The following is an 18,937-nucleotide window of genomic DNA, read 5'->3' on the forward strand; positions in this document are numbered from 1 at the left end:
TCATCACATCGGGTCACAGCACCATCACAACCGAGGCGCCCACCTCACAGGGATGCGGGTCGCCGCATTTCGGAGCGGACTCCCCTCCGCCCCGGTGCGCGGAGGGCAGTGACGGGTCGCCTCGGGGGGGTGCCACGCTGGACGTCTGTGAGCGTGCCGCACGCCGACCCAGGGGATCCGCGGCGCGCTCGAGTACTCGGTGGGGAAGGTCGCGGGTCGGTTGCGGCGATCACGGGGTACCTGAATGTTCGTCAGGTCCGGGTCAGGACCCGGGGCCCGATGTGGTGGGCGAGTTCGAGCGCGAGTTCGAGCGCCAGCCGGCGTTCGCCGGGATGGTGACCGAGGAGTTCGGTTGCACGCGCGACGCGTTGCAGGACGGTATTGCGGTGGGTGTGCAGGCGGACGGCGGCGCGGGGTGCGTTCTCGGCTTCGTCGAGGAACACCCGCAGGGTCTCGCGGAGCCGCGCCGCGCTGGGCGTGTCCACGGCGAGCGGACCCAGCGTCGTGGCGACGAAATCGGCTGCGCGGTCTTGGTTTTGCGCTGCCAGCGCCGTGACTTCGAGGTCGCGGTAGAGCGCCAGGCGCGCGCCGCTCGGGTGCCCGCTGAGCAGCCGCTGGATGGTCAGCGCCGCATCGTGTGAGCGGCGGAACCCGGTGATGCCGGGCTGGGTGGGGCCGACCGCGACGCGGACGTTGGGTTGCGCTCGGGTGAGCGCGTCGCGCAATGCGTCGAGCGCGGGGTCGGAGTCGGTACCGAGCCAGGCCCACAGCGTCGAGGTTCCGGCGGGGAGGGTCAGCGGAGGGCGCGCACCGGCGGCGCGGGCGAGGCTGGTGGCGGCGGACTCCAGCGCGCCCTGCACCTCGCCGGGCGGTTGGGTCCACAACACGAGTGCGGTATGGCGGCGGGCCAGTTCGTACCCCAGGCGTTCGCTGGCTCGGCGGCTGTCGATCGGGGCACCGTCGAGGATCAGACGAACGGTCTCGGTGCGGCGTGCGAGCGCACCACCGAGCACCTCCTCGCGCTCACGCTGCGCGTCGGCAATGACGCGGCCGATCACGTGGTCGACGTTCTCGAACAGGTGCTGCGAAAACGCCTCCAACAACTCGACGAGCTGCGGGCCCGGCGCGACGACCCGAGCGGCATGGGCGATGAAGCTCTGCCACACCAGGTTCTGCCCTCGCCGGTAGGCGTGGAAGATCACGTCGAGGTCGATGCCGCGGCGCACGATGGTGCGGACCACATCCAGCGCCTCCGGTGGGACGTCGATCGGTGCCGCGCGGCCGTCGCGGCGTGAGAGTGTCGTCAGTAGGCGCGCGACGTTCGCGCGGTTGCTTGCCGACATCTCCGCCGCGATCGCGGCATCGGCGCCCAGCGCTGGGGCCAGCTTGACCACCTCGGCGTCCATGTCTTCGACGAACCGATCGAGTTCGGCGAGCATCGAGTCGGCGACGTCACCCATGAGCCTGACGATCACCGCGGGGGTCGTTGCGCTGGTCATGAACAGAGTGTGCTACCGCACATAGTCGGGGGCAAGGTATAGGCGTACGGACATGTCGCCGGGTGTCGGTGCGGATTTACTGTGAATCACATCACACCCCCACTCGACAGCGTCCAGGAGACACCAGTGACGATCACGACCATCCCCGACGTGGAGACCATGGAATTCGATGTGTTGATCATCGGCGCCGGCATCTCCGGAATCGGCGCGGCCTACCACCTCAAGACCCGCCGGCCGGACACGACGTTCGCGATCCTCGACGGTAAGGACGCGATCGGCGGGACGTGGACCCAGTTCCGCTACCCGGGGATCCGCTCGGATTCGGACATGCCGACCTTCGGCTTCGGGTTCAAGCCGTGGACGCACAAGAAGGCGATCGCCGACGCGCACATCATCCTGGACTACCTGCAGGAGACCGTCACCGAGAACCACATCGACGAGCACATCCGCTTCGGATACCGGGTGTCGGCGGCGGAGTTCTCCTCGTCGGCGGGGCGCTGGACTGTGACCGCGCACCGTTCCGGCAGCGACGAGACCGTGCAGATCACCGCGCGGTTCCTGTTCTCCGGTACCGGCTACTACGACCACGAGGCCGGCTTCACGCCCGAATTCGACGGCATCGAGGACTTCACCGGCCAGGTGGTTCATCCCCAGCACTGGCCCGAAGACCTCGACTACTCCGGCAAGAAGGTGGTGGTCATCGGCAGCGGCGCGACCGCGGCCACGCTGATCCCCGCGATGGCCGGCACCGCAGGGCACATCACGATGTTGCAGCGGTCGCCGAGCTACGTGCTCTCGCTGCCGGCCGAGGACGCGATCGCGAACACGCTCAACAAGCTGATCGGCCCGAAGCGGGCGTACCCGATCATCCGGCGCAAGAACATCATGATGCACCGCGGGATCTTCACGGCCTGCCGGCGCTCCCCGAAGCTCATGCGGAAGCTGTTGATCGCCGGGGTCCGCCGCCAGCTGCCCAAGAACTTCGACGTCGACACTCACTTCACCCCCCGCTACAACCCCTGGGATCAGCGCCTCTGCATGGTGCCCAACGGCGACCTGTTCAAGGCGATCTCGACAAGCCAGGCCTCGGTAGTGACGGATCGGATCGAACGATTCACCGAAACCGGAATCCGGCTCGAGTCCGGCCAGGAACTCGAGGCCGACATCGTCGTCACCGCCACCGGTTTGAACATGCTCGCGTTCGGTGCGATCCGGATCAGAGTCGACGGAGAGCCGGTGAATCCGCCCGACACCACCGTCTACAAGTCGATGATGCTCAGCGGCCTACCGAACTTCGTGTTCGCACTCGGCTACACGAACATCTCCTGGACGCTCAAGGTCGACCTCATCAGCGAGCACTTCTGCCGACTGCTCGATCACATGGACGAGCGCGGCTACACCATCGTCGAACCGGTCCTCACCGATCCGGACATGGAACGGGTCCCGTTGCTCGACCTCACCTCCGGATACGTCCAGCGTGCGGTCGCCGCGTTCCCCCGTGCCGGCACCAGCGGCCCGTGGACAGCCGCGACGGCCTACGACAAGGACGTCGAGCGGCTGCGTGAGGGGCCGATCGAGGACCCCGACCTGCGATTCACCGCCCACCCGCCGGCTCTGCTGGCCTCGTGACCGGAGCGAGCACGATGAACAACGAGATCACCTTCACCAGCCACGGCGTCACCTGTGCGGCCTGGCACGTTCCGGCCACCACCGACGCGCCAGACCGAGAACCCGGCCGGCCGTGCGTGGTCATGGCACACGGCTTCGGCGGCACCCGGGACACCGGCCTGCTGGGCTACGCCGAGGCATTCGCTCAGGCAGGCATCGATGCGTTCGTCTTCGACTACCGCGGCTTCGGTGACTCGGACGGCACACCCCGCCAACATGTGTCGTTCCGCCGTCAGCGACAGGACTACCGCGCCGCGATCGAGGCGGCCCGCCGCCTGCCAGGCGTCGACCCGGACCGAATCGCACTGTGGGGGACGTCGTACTCCGGAGGTCACGTCATCGCGGTCGCCGCGGAGGATCGGCGCATCGCGGCGGTCGTTTCCCTGACACCGGCCACCGACGGGCTCGCCGCCCTGGTCCAGATCGCCCGCTACGCCGGCCCCGGCCAGCTGGTTCGCGCCACCGGACACGGGCTGCGGGACCTCGCCCGTGCGCTGACCAAACGCGCGCCGCACCACGTTCCGGTGGTCGGGCAGCCCGGGTCGGCGGCGATCCTCAGCACGCCCGGCGCCGTGGAGGCCTACACCTCGATGGCCGGCGCGACCTGGCGCAACGAAGTGTGCGCACGCACCGCACTGGAGGTCGGGGTGAACCGGCCCACCACTTCCGCTCGTCATCTCTCCTGCCCGATCCTGGTGCAGATCGGCACACACGACCGCATCGCGCCGCCCGACGCCGCCCGCCGGACCGCCGCCAAGGCCGGCCCGCTCGCGCAACTGCGCGAGTACCCCGTCGATCACTTCGACATCTACCAGGGACCCTGGCAACAGCAGGCACTGGCCGACCAGCTCACCTTCCTCCACCGAGTCCTCGACCCCCTCCACAGCACACCGTCACCGACGAGGTGAGACCGCACCCACCGCACATCAAGAATGTGCACCACCGAACACCAATGGAGAAGTGATCTCCGACCCGAATCGGGTCACCGTAGTAGGCGCAGGCATCCTCGGCGGGCAGATTGCCCGGCACAGCGCATTCAAGGGAAAAGACCTCTCCGCGCACGGAATGTACGCCGACGTCAACCGCGCCGACGTCGCCGCCACCGACGAGAACATCGCAAAGACCCGGAAACGGTAGACCTACAGCACCAACATTTCCGAGGCCATCCAGCACGCAGACGTAGGTCATCGAAGCGGTAACGGAGAGACCCGACGTGACGACCAGCGTCTACGAGACCATGGCAATACCTGCCAAGCGCGACTGGGCCGGTACTCGCCAGGCTCTGACACCGCCCCGCCACACCGGCGCCGTCGCGATCATCCCGATGACCCGCAGCTGCGCCGTGAGGTGCGGTGGACCGACGCCGAGCTCCTGCAGAAGGCCGGGATCCCGAGCCTGCTCCGGTCGGGGGCAAGGTCGGTTCTCCTCGCTGCGGCTGCGGGGACTCCACCTTGCCTCCTTGGTCGTCGACGACCTGCAGGCAAGGACCGGCGAACGGGGGAACCCCCACCAACGTCCGGGACGAATCACAAGGTGTGGCGACGGCAGCGCCTGGGAGTGATCCGTGAGCACACTATGAGCAATCCCCAACTCCACGTTGGGATCACGCTCGGTTTAGACGAGCGACCCACTCCAGCCGAATAACCGTCCTGCGGTAGCCAATCCGCGCACATCAGAGTTGACCACGCGTCGAAACCGACACGCTCGCCACCCACCCCAGATCGACCGGGCCACAGTGGGCGGCGCCCACGACGACGGTCCTGGACGCCGCCTCGCCCTGCGCACTTGACAAACCGGCGTACATATCAGTGTGCCAGTTTCCCGGATGGCACCGTTGTCACCAGTGCAAACGCCGGAACCACCCCGAAAATCGGCCAACCCGGTGCAACTCAGGAGATCCGCGGGTGCGTTCAGTGGATCCACAGGATCCATACCCACCTCCCGACGCCATCACATATCCGGACAAAGTCTGGGCAAGTGCCTTGCACTGGCGGGCACGGCGCTGCTGCTGATACTCGAGCACATCGCGCAACAACAGCCGATGCCGAGTGCCGACTTTCTCCGCCGACAAGTCCCACGTCGATCAACCGTCGCACCGTCGGCTGGCCCACCCCCAGCAGATCCGCACCATACGGGCCGATAAGAAGGGGTTCAGAGCTGCTTAAGCCCTGAGCGGCATCCTGAATGCGCACACGTTGCGGGGCCTGATTCGGCCATCGCATCGACCGCTGCGGATCGATGCTCCACATGAGTGGTGGAAATGGAGTGAATGGAATTGCTTCGATGCCTCGCACGCCGATCTCGCCCGCAGTCGGAAACGTGGTGGGTGAGGGCAAACGTTGGCAAGCAGGCTCCCCTACTTCGGAATCTGTTTTACCGCTTCAGAACCCGGGAAATCAGGGATCTCGCTTGTCGACGTGAGGGCAATTATGTTGGCGCACTCTACGAGCAGGTGCCGATCAAGGCACGCAGGTTTCCCACCATCAGTAATGGCACACCGCCGGACAGCTCAGTCACCGTCTTACCATCGAACTAGCGTCATCTCCGGAAGGCTCGGCCCATGACCGAACAACCACCAGTTCCGCCCGGCGGCTATTCACCACCCCGGCCGCCGAGGGCTTCTCAACCACCTTCGTCCGGCGGCGCGGGGTATCCGCTCCCAGCTCATCACGTGGGCGTCCTGCCGGCGGAGGCCTATACCTCATGGATCAGGCGTGTCGGCGCCTTCGTGATCGACCAACTTCTGTACATGATCCTCGCCGTTGGCTTCGGTGTCGGCGGCGGAGTGATCATCGGCATGGCGGATGGCACGTCCTGCCCTACCGGCGAGAGCACCGATGCCACGTCGTGCAGCTCGTCGGTCTTCGAAGGCATCGTTTCGTCGATCATCACTCTGGTGGTGCTCGCGTATTGGTTCTGGAACTGGGGCTATCGCCAAGGCCGGACCGGTTCGAGCATCGGTAAGTCGGTGCTGAAGTTCAAGGTGGTCAGTGAACGAACGGGCCGGCCGATCGGCTTCAGGATGTCGCTCGTGCGTCAGGTCGCCCACATCCTGGACGCGATCTTCTACATCGGTTATCTGCTGCCGTTGTTCACCGCCAAGCGGCAGACGATCGCCGACACGCTCGTGAAAACGGTCTGCCTGCCCATCGAACCGCTGCGTGCCTCGACACCGCAGCCACCCCCGGCCTACGGAACTCAACCGCCGCCGCGGTACGGCACTTCGGTCGACGGCACGTCACCGGCTCACTGGTCTCCGCGGCAACCCTACGGAACGCCAGCGAATTTCACCCCGTCCTACAACGCTCCGGGCTCGGCGTATGGCACTGCTCCGTCTGCCGGCTACGGCATCGCCCAGCGCCCCGGGACGGTCACCGCGGCAGCGGTCCTCGCCCTTGTCATGACCGCGCTGACCACTATCGCCAGCTTGGTGTCGCTCTATACGAGCAGTCACTACTATCCCAGGACCGGTGCAGTCACAGCAGCCCTATGTCTTTCCCCCGTCGGCCTTGTGTTTGCCGGGTTGTTCATATGGGGTGGAGTCGGCGTCTCGAGGGGTCGCGCCAACAAATCCCTCCTGTGGACTTCATCAGTCACAGTGGGGCTCTCTCTCGTCAATGTCGGGGTGAGCACGAGTGATTACGGACGAGTTCTCGGAGTCGTGTGCTCAGGGCTTGCCGTGGTCGTCGTGACACTGATCTTGCAAACATCGAGTAAGGACTTTTTCCGTACGAGAAGCGCTACGACAATCTAACCGGTTGCGTCGAAGTCAGCCGGCACAACCGGACGAGCGTCGGTCGCCTCGGCAACCACCACCGGAGCACCAGAGCTGGTGGTCCCCTACCAGCTGCGTAGTCGACGCCACGTAGCGGCGACAGAGTCATCGCCACAGTCGTTGGCGCAGTTGGCCCTACGGCCCAATCACCTCGAACGACCATTCGGTGCTGCCGATGCGGATGACGTCGCCATGGCCGAGAATGGCGGAGTCGATGATGCGCTCGCCGTTGATCAGCGTGCCGTTTGACGACTGCAGGTCCCGGATTTCGTATTGCGGCCCGGTAGCCACGACGATCGCGTGGTACCGGCTGACGTTGCGGTGGCTGAGCACGAGATCGTTGGTGTTCTTTCGCCCGATCCGCAGACCACCGGGGGGAACCGGGATCGCCGTGCCGGCGCGGTCGCGGAGCTGTCCGGTGGCCACTCGCTGTTGCTGCTCGATCAAGGTCAACGTCATGGCGCCGGTCGTCACGGTCAACGGTTCCTGATTCAGGATTCGTTTTTCGAGGTCTTGTAGTGGTCCGGATGGGTCGATGCCCAGTTCGTCGGCGAGGGTTGTGCGTAGCCGCCGGCATGCGTCCAAGGCGTCGGATTGCCGGCCGGCCAGGTAGAGGGCGGTGATCAGCTGGGCCCACAGTGGCTCTCGAAGGGGATGCTCATTCGTCAGATCGATCAGAGTAGAGATTACTGATTCGGCTCGGCCACATGCAATTTCGGACTGGGTTCGCGCCGATGCGGTCGCCAGCAGTTCCTCTTCGAGAGTGGCGGCGAACGCATCGGCAAAGCTGTGCCCGCGTAGATCGTCGAGGACCGGCCCTTTCCACTCGTCCAGGGCGTGAGACAGTGCGGCGCTCGCCTCCTCGAATTGTCCGGCCTCGGCGAGCCGGCCACCGGTCGACGACAATGCCCGAAACCGGGCCAGGTCGAAGTCGTCGTCCGCCACCGACAGTCGGTATCCCGGTGCTACGGTCGCCAATACGGTCTTGGGGTCCACGTCGGCGCCACCGAGGGCCTTTCGCAGTTTGGACACGATCACGTGCAAACTGGCCCGGTAGTCCGGGGGCGGATCGTCATTCCACGCCGCCGCGGCGAGGGCGTCGGCCGCGACCACACGACCGCGCCGGATGAGCAGCATCGCGAGCACAGCGCGCGGTTTGGTGCCACCCAGGGACTGCGGCGCTCCATCGATGGTCAACTCCACTGAGCCCAGGACGTGGAGACCGAGCCGGGGACTTATTGCCTCGACATTCTCTGCCACACCAATCACCGAGCCTTTTCGCTCCGGGCGCCCGCGCGAGGTTGTTGCGTCGGCATCAATTATGCCGTCCCGGACATGGGATCTACCAGGCCCGGCAGCACGGGGCGTCGGCGTCGCTCGCCGGGGGATGTGCTCGACGGATGCGGGGATAGGGATTTGACCAGGATCGGATAAGCGGCGGACCACACACTTCCTCACGTCCCCAGCAAGACAATGAGAGAAGGTCCACCGTCGTGTTCACCCGCAAGATCGCCACCGCCGCCAGTACCTGCATCACCGCCGCTGTTATCGGGGTGGCAGCTCTCGGCCTCGTCGGCACCGCGAACGCGGTGAGCCCCGCCGCGGTCTCGACCATGTCAGCCTCGGTGGTGGTCGGCGATCCGGTAGGAGCCGCCACATACTGGCAACGTCAGCACGGTGACGACTGCGCGGAGATGGCGGTCGCCGACGTCGTCGGAGAAGTCACCGGCCGCAGTCCCTCCGAGGCCGAGATCGTCGAGGTCGCACGCAACACCCCCAGCACCGTCACACCGGGCCCGATCTACACGGGCGACGCGGCAAGCGGACCCGCGGACGCCGATGCCAGCACCGGCGGGACGGCTTCCGAGGACATTCCCGTGTTGCTGGCGAACTATGACATCGCCGCCGTCCTCAGCCACGCCGAAAACGCGACGGCCGGCGTCGATGAACTCGTCGCAGATCTCGTGATTGGCCGGAAGGTCATCGTCGGGGTGAACGCGGAAATCATTTGGGGCGAACGCGGTGACCGCACCACCGCCGATCACGCCGTCGTCGTCACCGGCATCGACCTCGCCGCGGGGTTGGTCTACCTCAACGACAGCGGCATCGACACCGGTCGCGCCGAGACGATCAGCCTCGACGTGTTCCTCGCCTCCTGGAGCACCAGTGACTACGAGATGATCACCACCCTGTAGATGCTGCGCTCGGTGCCTGCCGGTCCGGCACCGCCACCCCAAGCAGGCAACAGCTCGCGATTCCGGCATGGCGGCGACGCCGCGCTGATCCCACCGGAGTTCGGTACGCCGGCTGTGCGCACTCATTCGGACATTCCGATCCCGACTGTGCGGTGTCCGCCGGCGGCACCCTTTCAGTGAGGCTTCCAGAGAACGCCGACATCGTCATCGACGCCGGCGTTCTCCATGTCTGCCGGCATGACCGGCACGCGACTACCACGATCGCGCACCATTCCGTATCATGAGATTGCCATATGTTACGGCAATCTTGTTGTTAGGCAGCCGAGTGAGATGACTGCTTCACGATGACTGTTCGTGTCGAGGGTTCCCAATCGGCCCACGCCCACCTCGGACCCTCGGCGCGATACCCGCGTTCGACATCGCAGGAAGGATCTGGGAGAAACGTCAACGACTCGGTTGGCATGGTGATACGCAGGAAAGTAACTCGGCATGCGAACGTCATCACGGCGGTTGGCCTCGAGATGATAGTGGTTGGCGCCCGGATGCCGAGATCCTGCGTTACGACTCGCGGGCGGTACGCAAGCACCGGTCGCTGGGCGCCGGACTTCGACGCTCGCGTACGAGATCATCGCACCGACACACATATGCTCCCGGCACTGCCGCTATGAACCCCGACGACTCCCCACCCAACGGGCCCCCAGCACTGGAAGTTGCGGCCGACGGGCACCGGTGGCGGGCAGCGCCGGGCCACACCTTCACCATCGGCCGGTCCGAGACCGCCGATGCACAGTTGGCCAATCCGCGCATCTCACGCTCGCATGCGGTCCTGACCACGACACCGCACGGCTGGACCTTGAGCAATCAAAGCCGAAACGGCATCTTCCTGGACGGACAGCGGGTCGATCAGGTGCCGGTGCACGGACCCACGACGGTCGTACTCGGGAACCCGTCCCACGGTGTGGTCCTGCACCTTCGTCCCGTACCGTCGGCACCACCCCCGGAACCTGCGCCGACACCATCGGAGGGCGATCGATCGCCGCGGCCCCCCACCGCTGTTCATGCGATCGAGCAGCCTCGGATCAGGATCGGCCGCACCGACGACAACGACGTGATCCTCGACGACCTGCTGGTCTCCCGCCATCACGCGGAACTGCGATATTCGGGCGGGAGCTGGGACATCGTCGACCTCGGCAGCGCCAACGGAACCTACGTCAATGGAATCCGGGTGTCCCAGGCGCGTATCGGTGAGCCGGACGTGATCGGCGTCGGTCATCAACTGCTGCGGCTGAACGGCAACAGACTCGAGGAATACGTCGACACCGGTGACGTGTCCTTCGAGGCCACCGACCTGGAGTCGGTCACCGCAAACGGACGTGTCCTGCTCACGGGTGTGGGGTTCACCCTGGATCAACGCAGCCTTCTCGCGGTGGTGGGACCGACCGGTGCCGGAAAATCCACCCTGCTCAATGCCCTGACCGGGTTCCGGCCGGCCACGAGTGGGGCCGTGCAATACGGTGGGCGCGATCTGTACGCGAACTACGCGGAACTGCGACACCGTATCGGTTTCGTCCCGCAGGATGACATTCTGCACACCCAGCTCACGGTGCGCCGTGCACTGAACTACGCTGCGCGGCTGCGGTTTCCGCAGGACGTGTCCGCCGAGGCCCGGCAGCAGCGTATCGACGAGGTGCTCGCCGAACTCGGGCTGACCGGCCAGGCGGACCAGCGCATCACCAGCCTCTCGGGGGGACAACGCAAGCGCACCAGCGTCGCGTTGGAGTTACTGACCAAACCCTCGCTGTTGTTCCTCGACGAACCGACCTCCGGGCTCGATCCTGGATACGACAAGTCGGTGATGCAGACGCTGCGCGGCTTGGCCGACGAGGGCCGATCGGTGGTGGTCGTGACGCACAATGTGTCCCAACTCGACCTGTGCGATCGGCTTCTCGTCCTCGCCCCCGGGGGCCGGCTCGCATACTTCGGGCCCCCTGGGCAAGCGCTCACCTACTTTCACTGCGAGGACTTCCCCGATCTGTTCACGCTGCTCGAGCACGACACCGTCACCGATTGGGCCGCCCGCTTCCGGCAGTCGCCTCTGTACCCGGTGTACATCGGCCCGCGCCCGACCGATGCCACGCCTGCACCGCCCGGACACCGGTCGCCGCCCGAGAACCCGAACGCCCAACAATCCGCGCTCACCCAGTTCGCGATCCTGTGCCGCCGCTACCTGGCCGTCATCGCCGCCGACCGCCAGTACACGGCCTTCCTGCTGGCACTGCCACTGCTGCTCAGTCTGTTCACCCATGCTGTTCCCGGCACCGCCGGGCTCTCGCTCACCCAGGCAGCGGTCCAGCACTCGAACGAGCCCGGCCAGTTACTGGTCCTGCTGATCATCGGCGGCGCCCTGATGGGCTGCGCAGCAGCGGTCCGCGAGATCGTCAAGGAAAGGGCCATCTACCGACGGGAACACGCAATCGGTCTGTCCCGCAACGCCTATCTCGCCTCCAAGCTCGCGGTGCTCACCGTGATCACCGGTCTGCAGGGACTGGTTCTCGGGATCCTGGGATGGGTCGGGCGGCCGGGGCCGGACGGCGCCGCCCTGCTGGGATCCGGTGAAGCCGAGATCGCGATCGCAGTGATCGCGGTGACCGTCACCTCGATGATCATCGGGTTGCTCATCTCGGCGATGATCGACAACGCCGACCGGGGTATGCCCTTGTTGGTGCTCGTCGTCATGGCCCAACTCATCCTCTGCGGCGGTCTGTTCCCGCTACACGGGCGTGTGCCCCTCGAACAGCTGTCCTGGCTCTCCCCGTCGCGCTGGACCTATGCGATGGCCGCCTCCACCGTGGACCTGGCGGCGATGCCGGGATCTCCCGGAGCCGACGATCCGCTGTGGCGGCACACTCCCGAAATCTGGCTGACCGACCTCGCGATCTGCGGCGTCCTCGCCGTCATCATGATCGTGGTACTCGCTCTGCTGCTCGGCCGCGTCGATTCCCGCCGTCGCGTCGACCGATGAACGCGCCGACACCCCCAGCGGCAATGACGGCGTAACCCCCGCCTTCTCCCGTGCACCGCACCGGATTTGCTCCTGCCGAGCGGACAGGTGCGGACGGGCCTGCGAGTCGCCGGTGAAACCCACCGAGCGGCAACCCATACCGGCTCGACGGCGATCCGATCCGCCCCGGGCGGGAGGGTCGGCAGCGACGGCTCGCGTCGACTACCCCGGTCGGTCGAGCACCCGCGGTGCCCGCGACACGGCGCGGCGGCCGCCGGTTGCTCCCGTCCTACTCGAACGCCCCCTGCTTCGTCCACCACTCGTACATGGGTGTCATGCCGTTCGGGTCATCCGCGAACACCTTTCCGACCGCCAGATCGGCTTCGTTCGTCCAGGCGATGGCGGGCACCGGCGGAGTGTCGGCGGACATGAAACACGCCACCTGGCCGACGGTCTGGGGTTCACCGTGCGAACTGTACGGGCCGGGACCGCCGCCACCGTCCGGGCAGGAAATGACGTCCGTCTCATTGAGGACATCGTCGTAATGGCTCTGCAGTGCCGCGAGATCGGTGAACAGGAAGAAGCGGGCGGAGGGCGCACCGGTGGCTTGGTTCGGCTGGCAGGAGAGGGAGGAGAGTTCACCTGGGGTCGACTGTTCCGATTGGCAGTTGAATTCGCCGTATCCGGTGGGCATGACCTGCATCAGCTGCTGATCGGCGGCGGTGAATTGGCCGGACGGTTCCGGGGACGTCGGGGGTGCGGACACCTGCGCGGGAGCCGGTGCGGGCGGCGTGGGTGCCGGTTTCGCGAGCCACATCGCCACACCGGCCGCGGCCGCGACCACGACGAGCGCGGCGCCGGCGAAGACAATCCACATCCGCTTGGACGGACCCGGGCGCGGCGGCTGGCTCTGCTGGGGGCCGCCCCACCCCGGGGGCGGGGGTGGGGCGACCTGTGTGCTGTCCCACCCGGGGGGCGCGCCGGCCCCACCGTGTCCCGCGGTCGGTGAGTGTGAGTCGATCCAGGTGTCTGCGTTGGCATTCGGGGCACCGTGTTCTTGCGGTGGCACGGGGCCGTAGGGCGGAGGCGGCGGAGTGCGGGTGCCGTACGGCGGAGGCGGCGGCGTGCGGGTGCCGTACGGCGGAGGCGGCGGGGTGTCGATGTAGGTCGGTGGTGCGGCGGCGGGCGGCGGCGTGTGCGCCGGTGGGGGTGTGCCGGTCCGTCCCGCGGCATCCGGCGGGCCGGGCTCGGCGGCGTCGCCCTGGGTTTTCTCGATGAGGGTGGCGGCCTCGTCCTGATCGCCGGCGCTGAGGGCGTCGTGGGCGGCGAGTGCGAGATCGCCGGCGGTGGCGTAGCGATCCTGCGGGCTCTTCGCCATGCCGCGGGCGATGACGGCATCGAAGCCCGCCGGCACGCCGGGGCGCGCCACACTGGGCCGCGGTGGTGGCTCGAACAGGTGTGAGCTGATCTTCACCCGGATGCTGTCCGCCGGGTAAGGCCTTGCACCGGTGAGGCATTCGTGTAGAACGCAGGCCAGCGAATAGATGTCGGCGCGGTAGGTGACCTCGCTGCCGTCGCCCTCGAAGCGTTCGGGGGCCATGTAGTCGTAGGTGCCGACGGCGGTTCCCAGCGTGGTCAGCTTCTCGTCGGTGGCCGAGTTCGCGATGCCGAAGTCGACGAGGTAGGCGAAGTCCTGCCGGGTGACGAGGACGTTCTCGGGTTTCACATCGCGGTGCACGAGCTTGTCGGCATGGGCGGCGTCGAGGGCGGCGGCGATCTGGCTGATGATGGCGACCGCCCGCGGCGGGGCCAGCGGCCCGTAGCGGGTCAACAGTGAGCGCAGGTCGGCGCCCTGCACCAGGCGCATGTCGATGTACAGCACGCCGTTGACTTCGCCGTAGTCGTGGATCGGCACGACGTGCGGTTCCTGCAGGCGGGCGGCGGCGTGCGATTCGCGGCGCAGACGTTCGCGGAAGACCGGGTCGTCGGCCAAGGCGTCGGGGAGGAGTTTGAGCGCCACGGTGCGGTCCTTGTCGAGGTCGTACGCCTCGTAGACCTCGCCCATGCCGCCTTTGCCGAGAAGCCGCTTGAGATGGTAATGCCCGAACTGGGTGCCGATCCGTGATCCCTGCGCGGTGCCGCTCATCGTTGCACTCCCTTCGGCGCGATGGTCGCAGGCAGCCTTCCGCCGGCGACCATCGTGATCGGCAAGGGGAACGGGGAGTGCAGGTCGAGCAGTGGCGTCTGTCCCCTCGGGCGGGCCGCGCACGCGATCGGCGCAGGACGGGTGTTGCGGCGGGCAGGACCACGGCGCTCTAGAGGAAGCTCCCGCCCAGATTCCCCTCCATCGCTAGATCGCCTCGCGCGCGAGGCCGACAAAGTCGTTGCGCTACCACCCCGACTCTAATAGCTCGGTAGCCGAGACACAAGGAGTCCTGAAGGCACGGAGCCCTGGTCGATCCCGGGTACTCTGACAGGCATGGAACGCGATATTCGCTTGGCGCTGGCCGTCCGCGATCTGGTCCTGGCGGTGGAGCGGTATCGCGGTCACGCGGCGCGCGGGCACCTCCGCATCGGTGTGACCGAGACCGTGGCACTGGGCCATCTCTACGTCAACGGCCCTCTGACTGCGAGCGAACTCGCCGCCGAACTGACCATCACCAGTGCCTCCGCGACCGAGCTCGTCGACCGGATCGAGCAGGCCGGATACGCCCGGCGGGTGCCGCATCCCACCGACCGGCGCAAGCGGCTGATCTCGCTCAGCGACCACGGCCGCGACGAATTCAGTCGCATCTACGGGGAACTCGGCGAGATGCTCGGCGAGGTGTACCACCCGATGCCCCCCGCCGATCAGCGCCTGATCGATCAGTTCATCACCGAGGCCAGCGCCGCCATCAACAACCGGGTCCGGGCGGACGCGAAACCGCAGACCTCCCGACGAGCGCTGAACGACCAGACCCCGGCCTGACGGGCGCGCCGAGGCGGCCGGTGAGCGGTGGCAGAGGCTCCCGCTCTCACGAGATCGCACCCCGGATGGAGCACGGATCGGAGTCTTCCTGCGCGACAGTCGATCCGAGTGGCTCTCCGCAGGCCGCGGGGCTATCTCGGTCGCCAGAACCTATGCCAGTTCGAGCACCCGATTGTTCCCGAGGTCGGAGAGGTAGAGGTGACCATCGTCGCCGGCTGCGATTCCGGCGGGTCGATCGAGGCCCGTGAACGGAAGGGTGGTCGGGGCCGACGAACCGGACTCCAGTTCGAACACGTCGTTGGAGTCCAGGGTGGTCAGCAGCACATCGCCGGCGTCGGAGACCGCCACCGCGTTCGGTGCGTGACCGTCATTGAACGGCAGGGTGGCGGGGGTGGACGCCCCGGCAGTGAGTTCGAGGACCCGATGGTTCCGCGAGTCGGGGACGACGACATCGCCCGTATCGCTCACGGTGACATCGGTGGGCCGGCTGAGTCCGGTGAACGGCAGCACGGTGGGTGTCGAGGACCCGGCCACCAGTTTCAGGACCCGGTTGTTGCCCCCGTCCGCGACATAGACGTCTCCGCCGTCGCTAACCGAAACACCAAGGGGCTCATCGAGTCCGCTGAATGGCAGCGTGGTGGGAGTAGCGGAGCCGGCGACCAGTTCGAGGACCCGGTTGTTGCCCGTGTCCGCGACGTAGACGTTCCCGCGGGCGTCCACCGCAACCGCCAGCGGGTCGTCGAGCCCGCTGAAGGGCAGCACCGTTTGGGTGGTCACGCCGCTGGCCAGTTCGAGAACGCGGTTGTTCTTGGAATCGGCGACGAACACGGTCCCGTTCGCATCGACCGCGACCCCCTGCGGGCTTGCCAGGCCGGCGAAGGCGAGCGTGGTCTGGGTGCGGGCGGCCGGTGGGTGCGGCGATGCGAGATAGGCGGCGACCGCACCCACCCCCGCGCCCACGACCACCATCGCGGCAAGCACACCGACCACGATCGTCGTCGTCCGTCGCCACCAGCGCACCGGTCCGGGCTGCCCACCTGCGCGGGTGCCGCCCGGCCGGCCTGCGCCCTCGACACCGCGGTTCAGCGGCGGGGTGTCGATTCGCACCCGGCGCAGCGGGGTCGCCGCCCGGACCTGACGAGGAGGGCTCGGGGCGCGGATCCGGTCCGGTACCGGGGGCATCTGCGGGGTCCGGGTCTCCCGTGGTCCGGGCGCCGGCCGGGGGGACGACAGGGCGCGGCGCGCCGCCTGCGCCAAGGCGCCGCAACTGTCGAACCGGGTGTCGCGGTCCTTCGCCAGCGCCTGCCGGATCACCGGATCCATCGCGTCGGGAAGAGAGGGTCGCAGCACGGTCGGCCGCGGGATCGGCTGGTTGAGATGCGCATCGACCACCGCAGCGGCCGACCCCGAGTACGGGAGCCGACCGGTCAACAACTGGAACAGCATGCACCCGAGGGAATACACGTCGGCGCGGTGGTCGGGTTCGACGCCCGCCACCAAAGCCTCGGGCGCCGCATACACCAGGGTGGCCACCAGCATGCCCGTCCTGGTCAGACGCCGGGTCTCGTCCAAGTTCTTCGCGATCCCGAAGTCCGTCAGCAACACCCGCCACACCCCGGCACCAGCGGCCGGTCGCCCGGCGAGCAGCACGTTGGCCGGCTTGACGTCGCGATGCAGGATGCCGTGCTCGTGTGCGAAGTCGAGGGCCTGCCCGATTTCGGCGACGATGTGGACGGCCAGATCCGGTGGCAGCGGGCCGCGGCGCAGCAGCGTCGCCGCGTCCGTTCCCGCCACGTACTGCATGGCGATCCAGAGCCGGTCACCCTCGCAGCCCCGGTCATATACGGTCACGATATTCGGGTGCTCGAGTCGCGCGGTGTGTTCGGCCTCGCGCACGAACCGCGCCCGCATGTAGTCGTCGGCGGTCCCGTCGAGAACTTTCACCGCGACCCCCCGGGGCAGACTCCCGTGCCGCGCCAGATAGACCGTGCCCATCCCCCCGGTACCGAGCACCCGCTCGATCGTGAATCCGGCGAACATCGCACCCGGCACCAGATCGTGCTCGCTCATCCCCACGCACCCACCCTGCCCATCACGGAAGACCGCCTCACTCATTTCCGGTGTGCACGAGTAGTTCGTCCTCGTGAGGTCACTGTGGATGTCACCGCCGCCCTTACGGACCAGCTACCACACGAGCCCCCACCTCGCCTGGTGAACCGATCCATGGCACGCACCAAAGACTGTCGGCATGCCCGCCACGCGAGCAACAGCGGTGCGTCGGACGACCCGCAGACCGCTCGAACGCACCACCAAGTATAACTCGGTATCCGAGTTATACGGGTGCCGAGGCGGATCGTCGCGCCACCGAAATCGCGGACAGACCCATCCGTCCCCCGCACCGCTGGCGGCACGGGGGCACGAGGACCGGGCTCAGACGGGCAGCTGGTCGGTGTACAGAGGGCAGTACACCGACACCGAACCACCGATGACGTAACCCACGTCGTACGCGGACAGGGACGAATGCTGCAGACCCTCCGCAGCGACCTCCTCGAAGGTGGCGCCATCAGCGAATTCGCCGCAAATGTGATGGGCCAGCCCGACCCCGGCGTCGTCGGTGGTGAACGTGATCCCTTCATCGGCCATGCCCTCGAGGAACACCGCGTCCTGGCCGGAGAGCGAAGTGGCGGTATCGGCGTTGGCGATCGAGACGGCGCCGAGGGCACTCACCCCGATCACGGCGGCAAGGGTCAGGGTGCGGGCGGCGGTGGTGATACGAATGAACATAACAGGCGTTCCTTTTGTCTTCGTCGGGGGAAACTGACAAGAGAAAGTCTGGAAGACCGGCCTGATCGAACCCTTACCGAATTCTTGAGCGCCGAGAACGGAACCGACACGCAGACCCCCGAACTCGGCACAATGAATCGTCTCGAGTTCGATGCACACCTTCCTTCTCGGGAAGGTCATCCTTGTGCCGAATGTCTACCGCGCCGAGGTACGGGAGAAGACCGTGCACCTGGCCCTCGAGCACCGTGACGGGTACACCTGACGAGCACGAGGCGAACCGTACGAATATCCCCGAAAACGGAGACGCCGCGGGTGTGGGTCCGCAAGGCCGAAGCGTCCGATGGCGGCATGCCTGCTGCGTCGGCATCCGAGGCCGACGCCGAACTGCAGGCATTGCGGAGGAAGAACGCCGAGCTCGAAGACCATGGAAATACTAAAGACTGCAACGCCTTTATTCGATCGGGACGCTACCCGCCACACACGTGATCCGCCGGTTCATCGCCGAACATCGCGATCAGCTCTTCGGTCGCACCCATCCGCCCGGTGCTCACCGAGCGCGGATGCACGAACGCCTGGCGCAGCCGTCCGTTGTCGAGGCGTGCATTGTGGGACGCGTCCATCACCGCGTCGCCAGCCTCGTTCTACGTCGAGCGTAGCAAGCGCAGTCGACGCAGGCCGAAGTCTCTCTGCGACTCGCCCAAAGATGCTGGACCACCTGCACCATCAGGGCATCGAGATGGCCCGCCACACCGTCGAGCGACTCATGCGTAGCGCGGTGCCACCCCATCGAAGAGGGTCCGCACCACCGCGGCGGAGCCATCGGCGCCGCGGCCGCCGGAACTGATCGACCGGAACTTCCGCATCGATCAGCCCGACGCCCTCCACGTCGCCCACTTCACGTACGTGCCGATGATGCCCGGCTTCGCGCACACCGCGTTCGTCCTCGATGCGTTCGCCGGCACGATCGCCGATGGGGAGGTGTCGACGCCCAAAGAGAGCGCCTCCGCGCGGCGAGCGGAGAATCACACCTGCGCCGCGCGGGCGATG

General features: G+C 67.0%; 12 protein-coding genes. 7 read left to right on the forward strand and 5 right to left on the reverse strand.

What is annotated here, in order from left to right:
- Positions 1 to 251: 251 nt before the first annotated feature.
- Positions 252 to 1,499: a PucR family transcriptional regulator gene (locus JWS14_RS02860; RefSeq protein ID WP_179377697.1), complete on the reverse strand. Its 1,248-nt coding sequence runs from the start codon at positions 1,497 to 1,499 to the stop codon at positions 252 to 254.
- Positions 1,500 to 1,658: 159 nt separating this feature from the next.
- On the opposite strand from JWS14_RS02860, the gene JWS14_RS02865 reads away from it, so the two are divergent.
- From JWS14_RS02865 to JWS14_RS02880, 4 genes are all read left to right on the forward strand, one after another.
- Complete coding sequence (locus JWS14_RS02865; protein ID WP_206015901.1) at positions 1,659 to 3,128, forward strand: flavin-containing monooxygenase; 1,470 nt, start codon at positions 1,659 to 1,661, stop codon at positions 3,126 to 3,128.
- Between the two features lie 14 nt (positions 3,129 to 3,142).
- Positions 3,143 to 4,075, forward strand: a complete 933-nt coding sequence (locus JWS14_RS02870; RefSeq protein WP_206015902.1) for an alpha/beta hydrolase — start codon at positions 3,143 to 3,145, stop codon at positions 4,073 to 4,075.
- Between the two features lie 52 nt (positions 4,076 to 4,127).
- A complete protein-coding gene (locus JWS14_RS49910) occupies positions 4,128 to 4,304 on the forward strand; it encodes a hypothetical protein (RefSeq protein ID WP_241031245.1) in 177 nt (58 codons plus the stop codon).
- Positions 4,305 to 5,727: 1,423 nt separating this feature from the next.
- On the forward strand, positions 5,728 to 6,921 hold the full coding sequence (locus JWS14_RS02880) for an RDD family protein (RefSeq protein WP_206012448.1): 1,194 nt from the start codon (positions 5,728 to 5,730) through the stop codon (positions 6,919 to 6,921).
- A gap of 156 nt (positions 6,922 to 7,077) precedes the next feature.
- Here the strand turns inward: JWS14_RS02880 and JWS14_RS02885 are convergent, their stop codons facing one another.
- On the reverse strand, positions 7,078 to 8,211 hold the full coding sequence (locus JWS14_RS02885) for a BTAD domain-containing putative transcriptional regulator (RefSeq protein ID WP_095863933.1): 1,134 nt from the start codon (positions 8,209 to 8,211) through the stop codon (positions 7,078 to 7,080).
- 224 nt (positions 8,212 to 8,435) lie between these two features.
- Between JWS14_RS02885 and JWS14_RS02890 the strand changes: the two genes are divergently transcribed.
- Entirely contained in the window at positions 8,436 to 9,137 is a 702-nt protein-coding gene (locus tag JWS14_RS02890; RefSeq protein WP_206012449.1) for a C39 family peptidase, read from the forward strand.
- Between the two features lie 664 nt (positions 9,138 to 9,801).
- Entirely contained in the window at positions 9,802 to 12,159 is a 2,358-nt protein-coding gene (locus JWS14_RS02895) for an FHA domain-containing protein (RefSeq protein WP_206012450.1), read from the forward strand.
- Between the two features lie 268 nt (positions 12,160 to 12,427).
- Here the strand turns inward: JWS14_RS02895 and JWS14_RS02900 are convergent, their stop codons facing one another.
- On the reverse strand, positions 12,428 to 14,284 hold the full coding sequence (locus tag JWS14_RS02900; protein ID WP_206012451.1) for a serine/threonine-protein kinase: 1,857 nt from the start codon (positions 14,282 to 14,284) through the stop codon (positions 12,428 to 12,430).
- 333 nt (positions 14,285 to 14,617) lie between these two features.
- On the opposite strand from JWS14_RS02900, the gene JWS14_RS02905 reads away from it, so the two are divergent.
- Complete coding sequence (locus JWS14_RS02905; protein WP_095863929.1) at positions 14,618 to 15,106, forward strand: MarR family winged helix-turn-helix transcriptional regulator; 489 nt, start codon at positions 14,618 to 14,620, stop codon at positions 15,104 to 15,106.
- A gap of 150 nt (positions 15,107 to 15,256) precedes the next feature.
- On the opposite strand, the gene JWS14_RS02910 is transcribed toward JWS14_RS02905, so the two are convergent.
- Positions 15,257 to 17,176 (reverse strand): serine/threonine-protein kinase PknD, encoded by a 1,920-nt coding sequence (locus tag JWS14_RS02910; RefSeq protein ID WP_192582075.1) that lies wholly within the window; start codon positions 17,174 to 17,176, stop codon positions 15,257 to 15,259.
- Between the two features lie 360 nt (positions 17,177 to 17,536).
- Positions 17,537 to 17,890 (reverse strand): DUF732 domain-containing protein, encoded by a 354-nt coding sequence (locus tag JWS14_RS02915; RefSeq protein WP_179377696.1) that lies wholly within the window; start codon positions 17,888 to 17,890, stop codon positions 17,537 to 17,539.
- Between the last annotated feature and the right edge of the window lie 1,047 nt (positions 17,891 to 18,937).

The organism is Rhodococcus koreensis (assembly GCF_017068375.1).
In the GTDB taxonomy this organism is placed as follows: domain Bacteria; phylum Actinomycetota; class Actinomycetes; order Mycobacteriales; family Mycobacteriaceae; genus Rhodococcus_F; species Rhodococcus_F koreensis.

Coding starts and splice junctions, on each gene's coding strand:
- JWS14_RS02910 (WP_192582075.1), bottom strand. CDS start 17,176: ATGAGCGAGCACGATCTGGTGCCGGGTGCGATGTTCGCCGGATTCACG.
- JWS14_RS02870 (WP_206015902.1), top strand. CDS start 3,143: ATGAACAACGAGATCACCTTCACCAGCCACGGCGTCACCTGTGCGGCC.
- JWS14_RS02915 (WP_179377696.1), bottom strand. CDS start 17,890: ATGTTCATTCGTATCACCACCGCCGCCCGCACCCTGACCCTTGCCGCC.
- JWS14_RS02905 (WP_095863929.1), top strand. CDS start 14,618: ATGGAACGCGATATTCGCTTGGCGCTGGCCGTCCGCGATCTGGTCCTG.
- JWS14_RS02860 (WP_179377697.1), bottom strand. CDS start 1,499: ATGACCAGCGCAACGACCCCCGCGGTGATCGTCAGGCTCATGGGTGAC.
- JWS14_RS02900 (WP_206012451.1), bottom strand. CDS start 14,284: ATGAGCGGCACCGCGCAGGGATCACGGATCGGCACCCAGTTCGGGCAT.
- JWS14_RS02865 (WP_206015901.1), top strand. CDS start 1,659: ATGGAATTCGATGTGTTGATCATCGGCGCCGGCATCTCCGGAATCGGC.
- JWS14_RS02880 (WP_206012448.1), top strand. CDS start 5,728: ATGACCGAACAACCACCAGTTCCGCCCGGCGGCTATTCACCACCCCGG.
- JWS14_RS02895 (WP_206012450.1), top strand. CDS start 9,802: ATGAACCCCGACGACTCCCCACCCAACGGGCCCCCAGCACTGGAAGTT.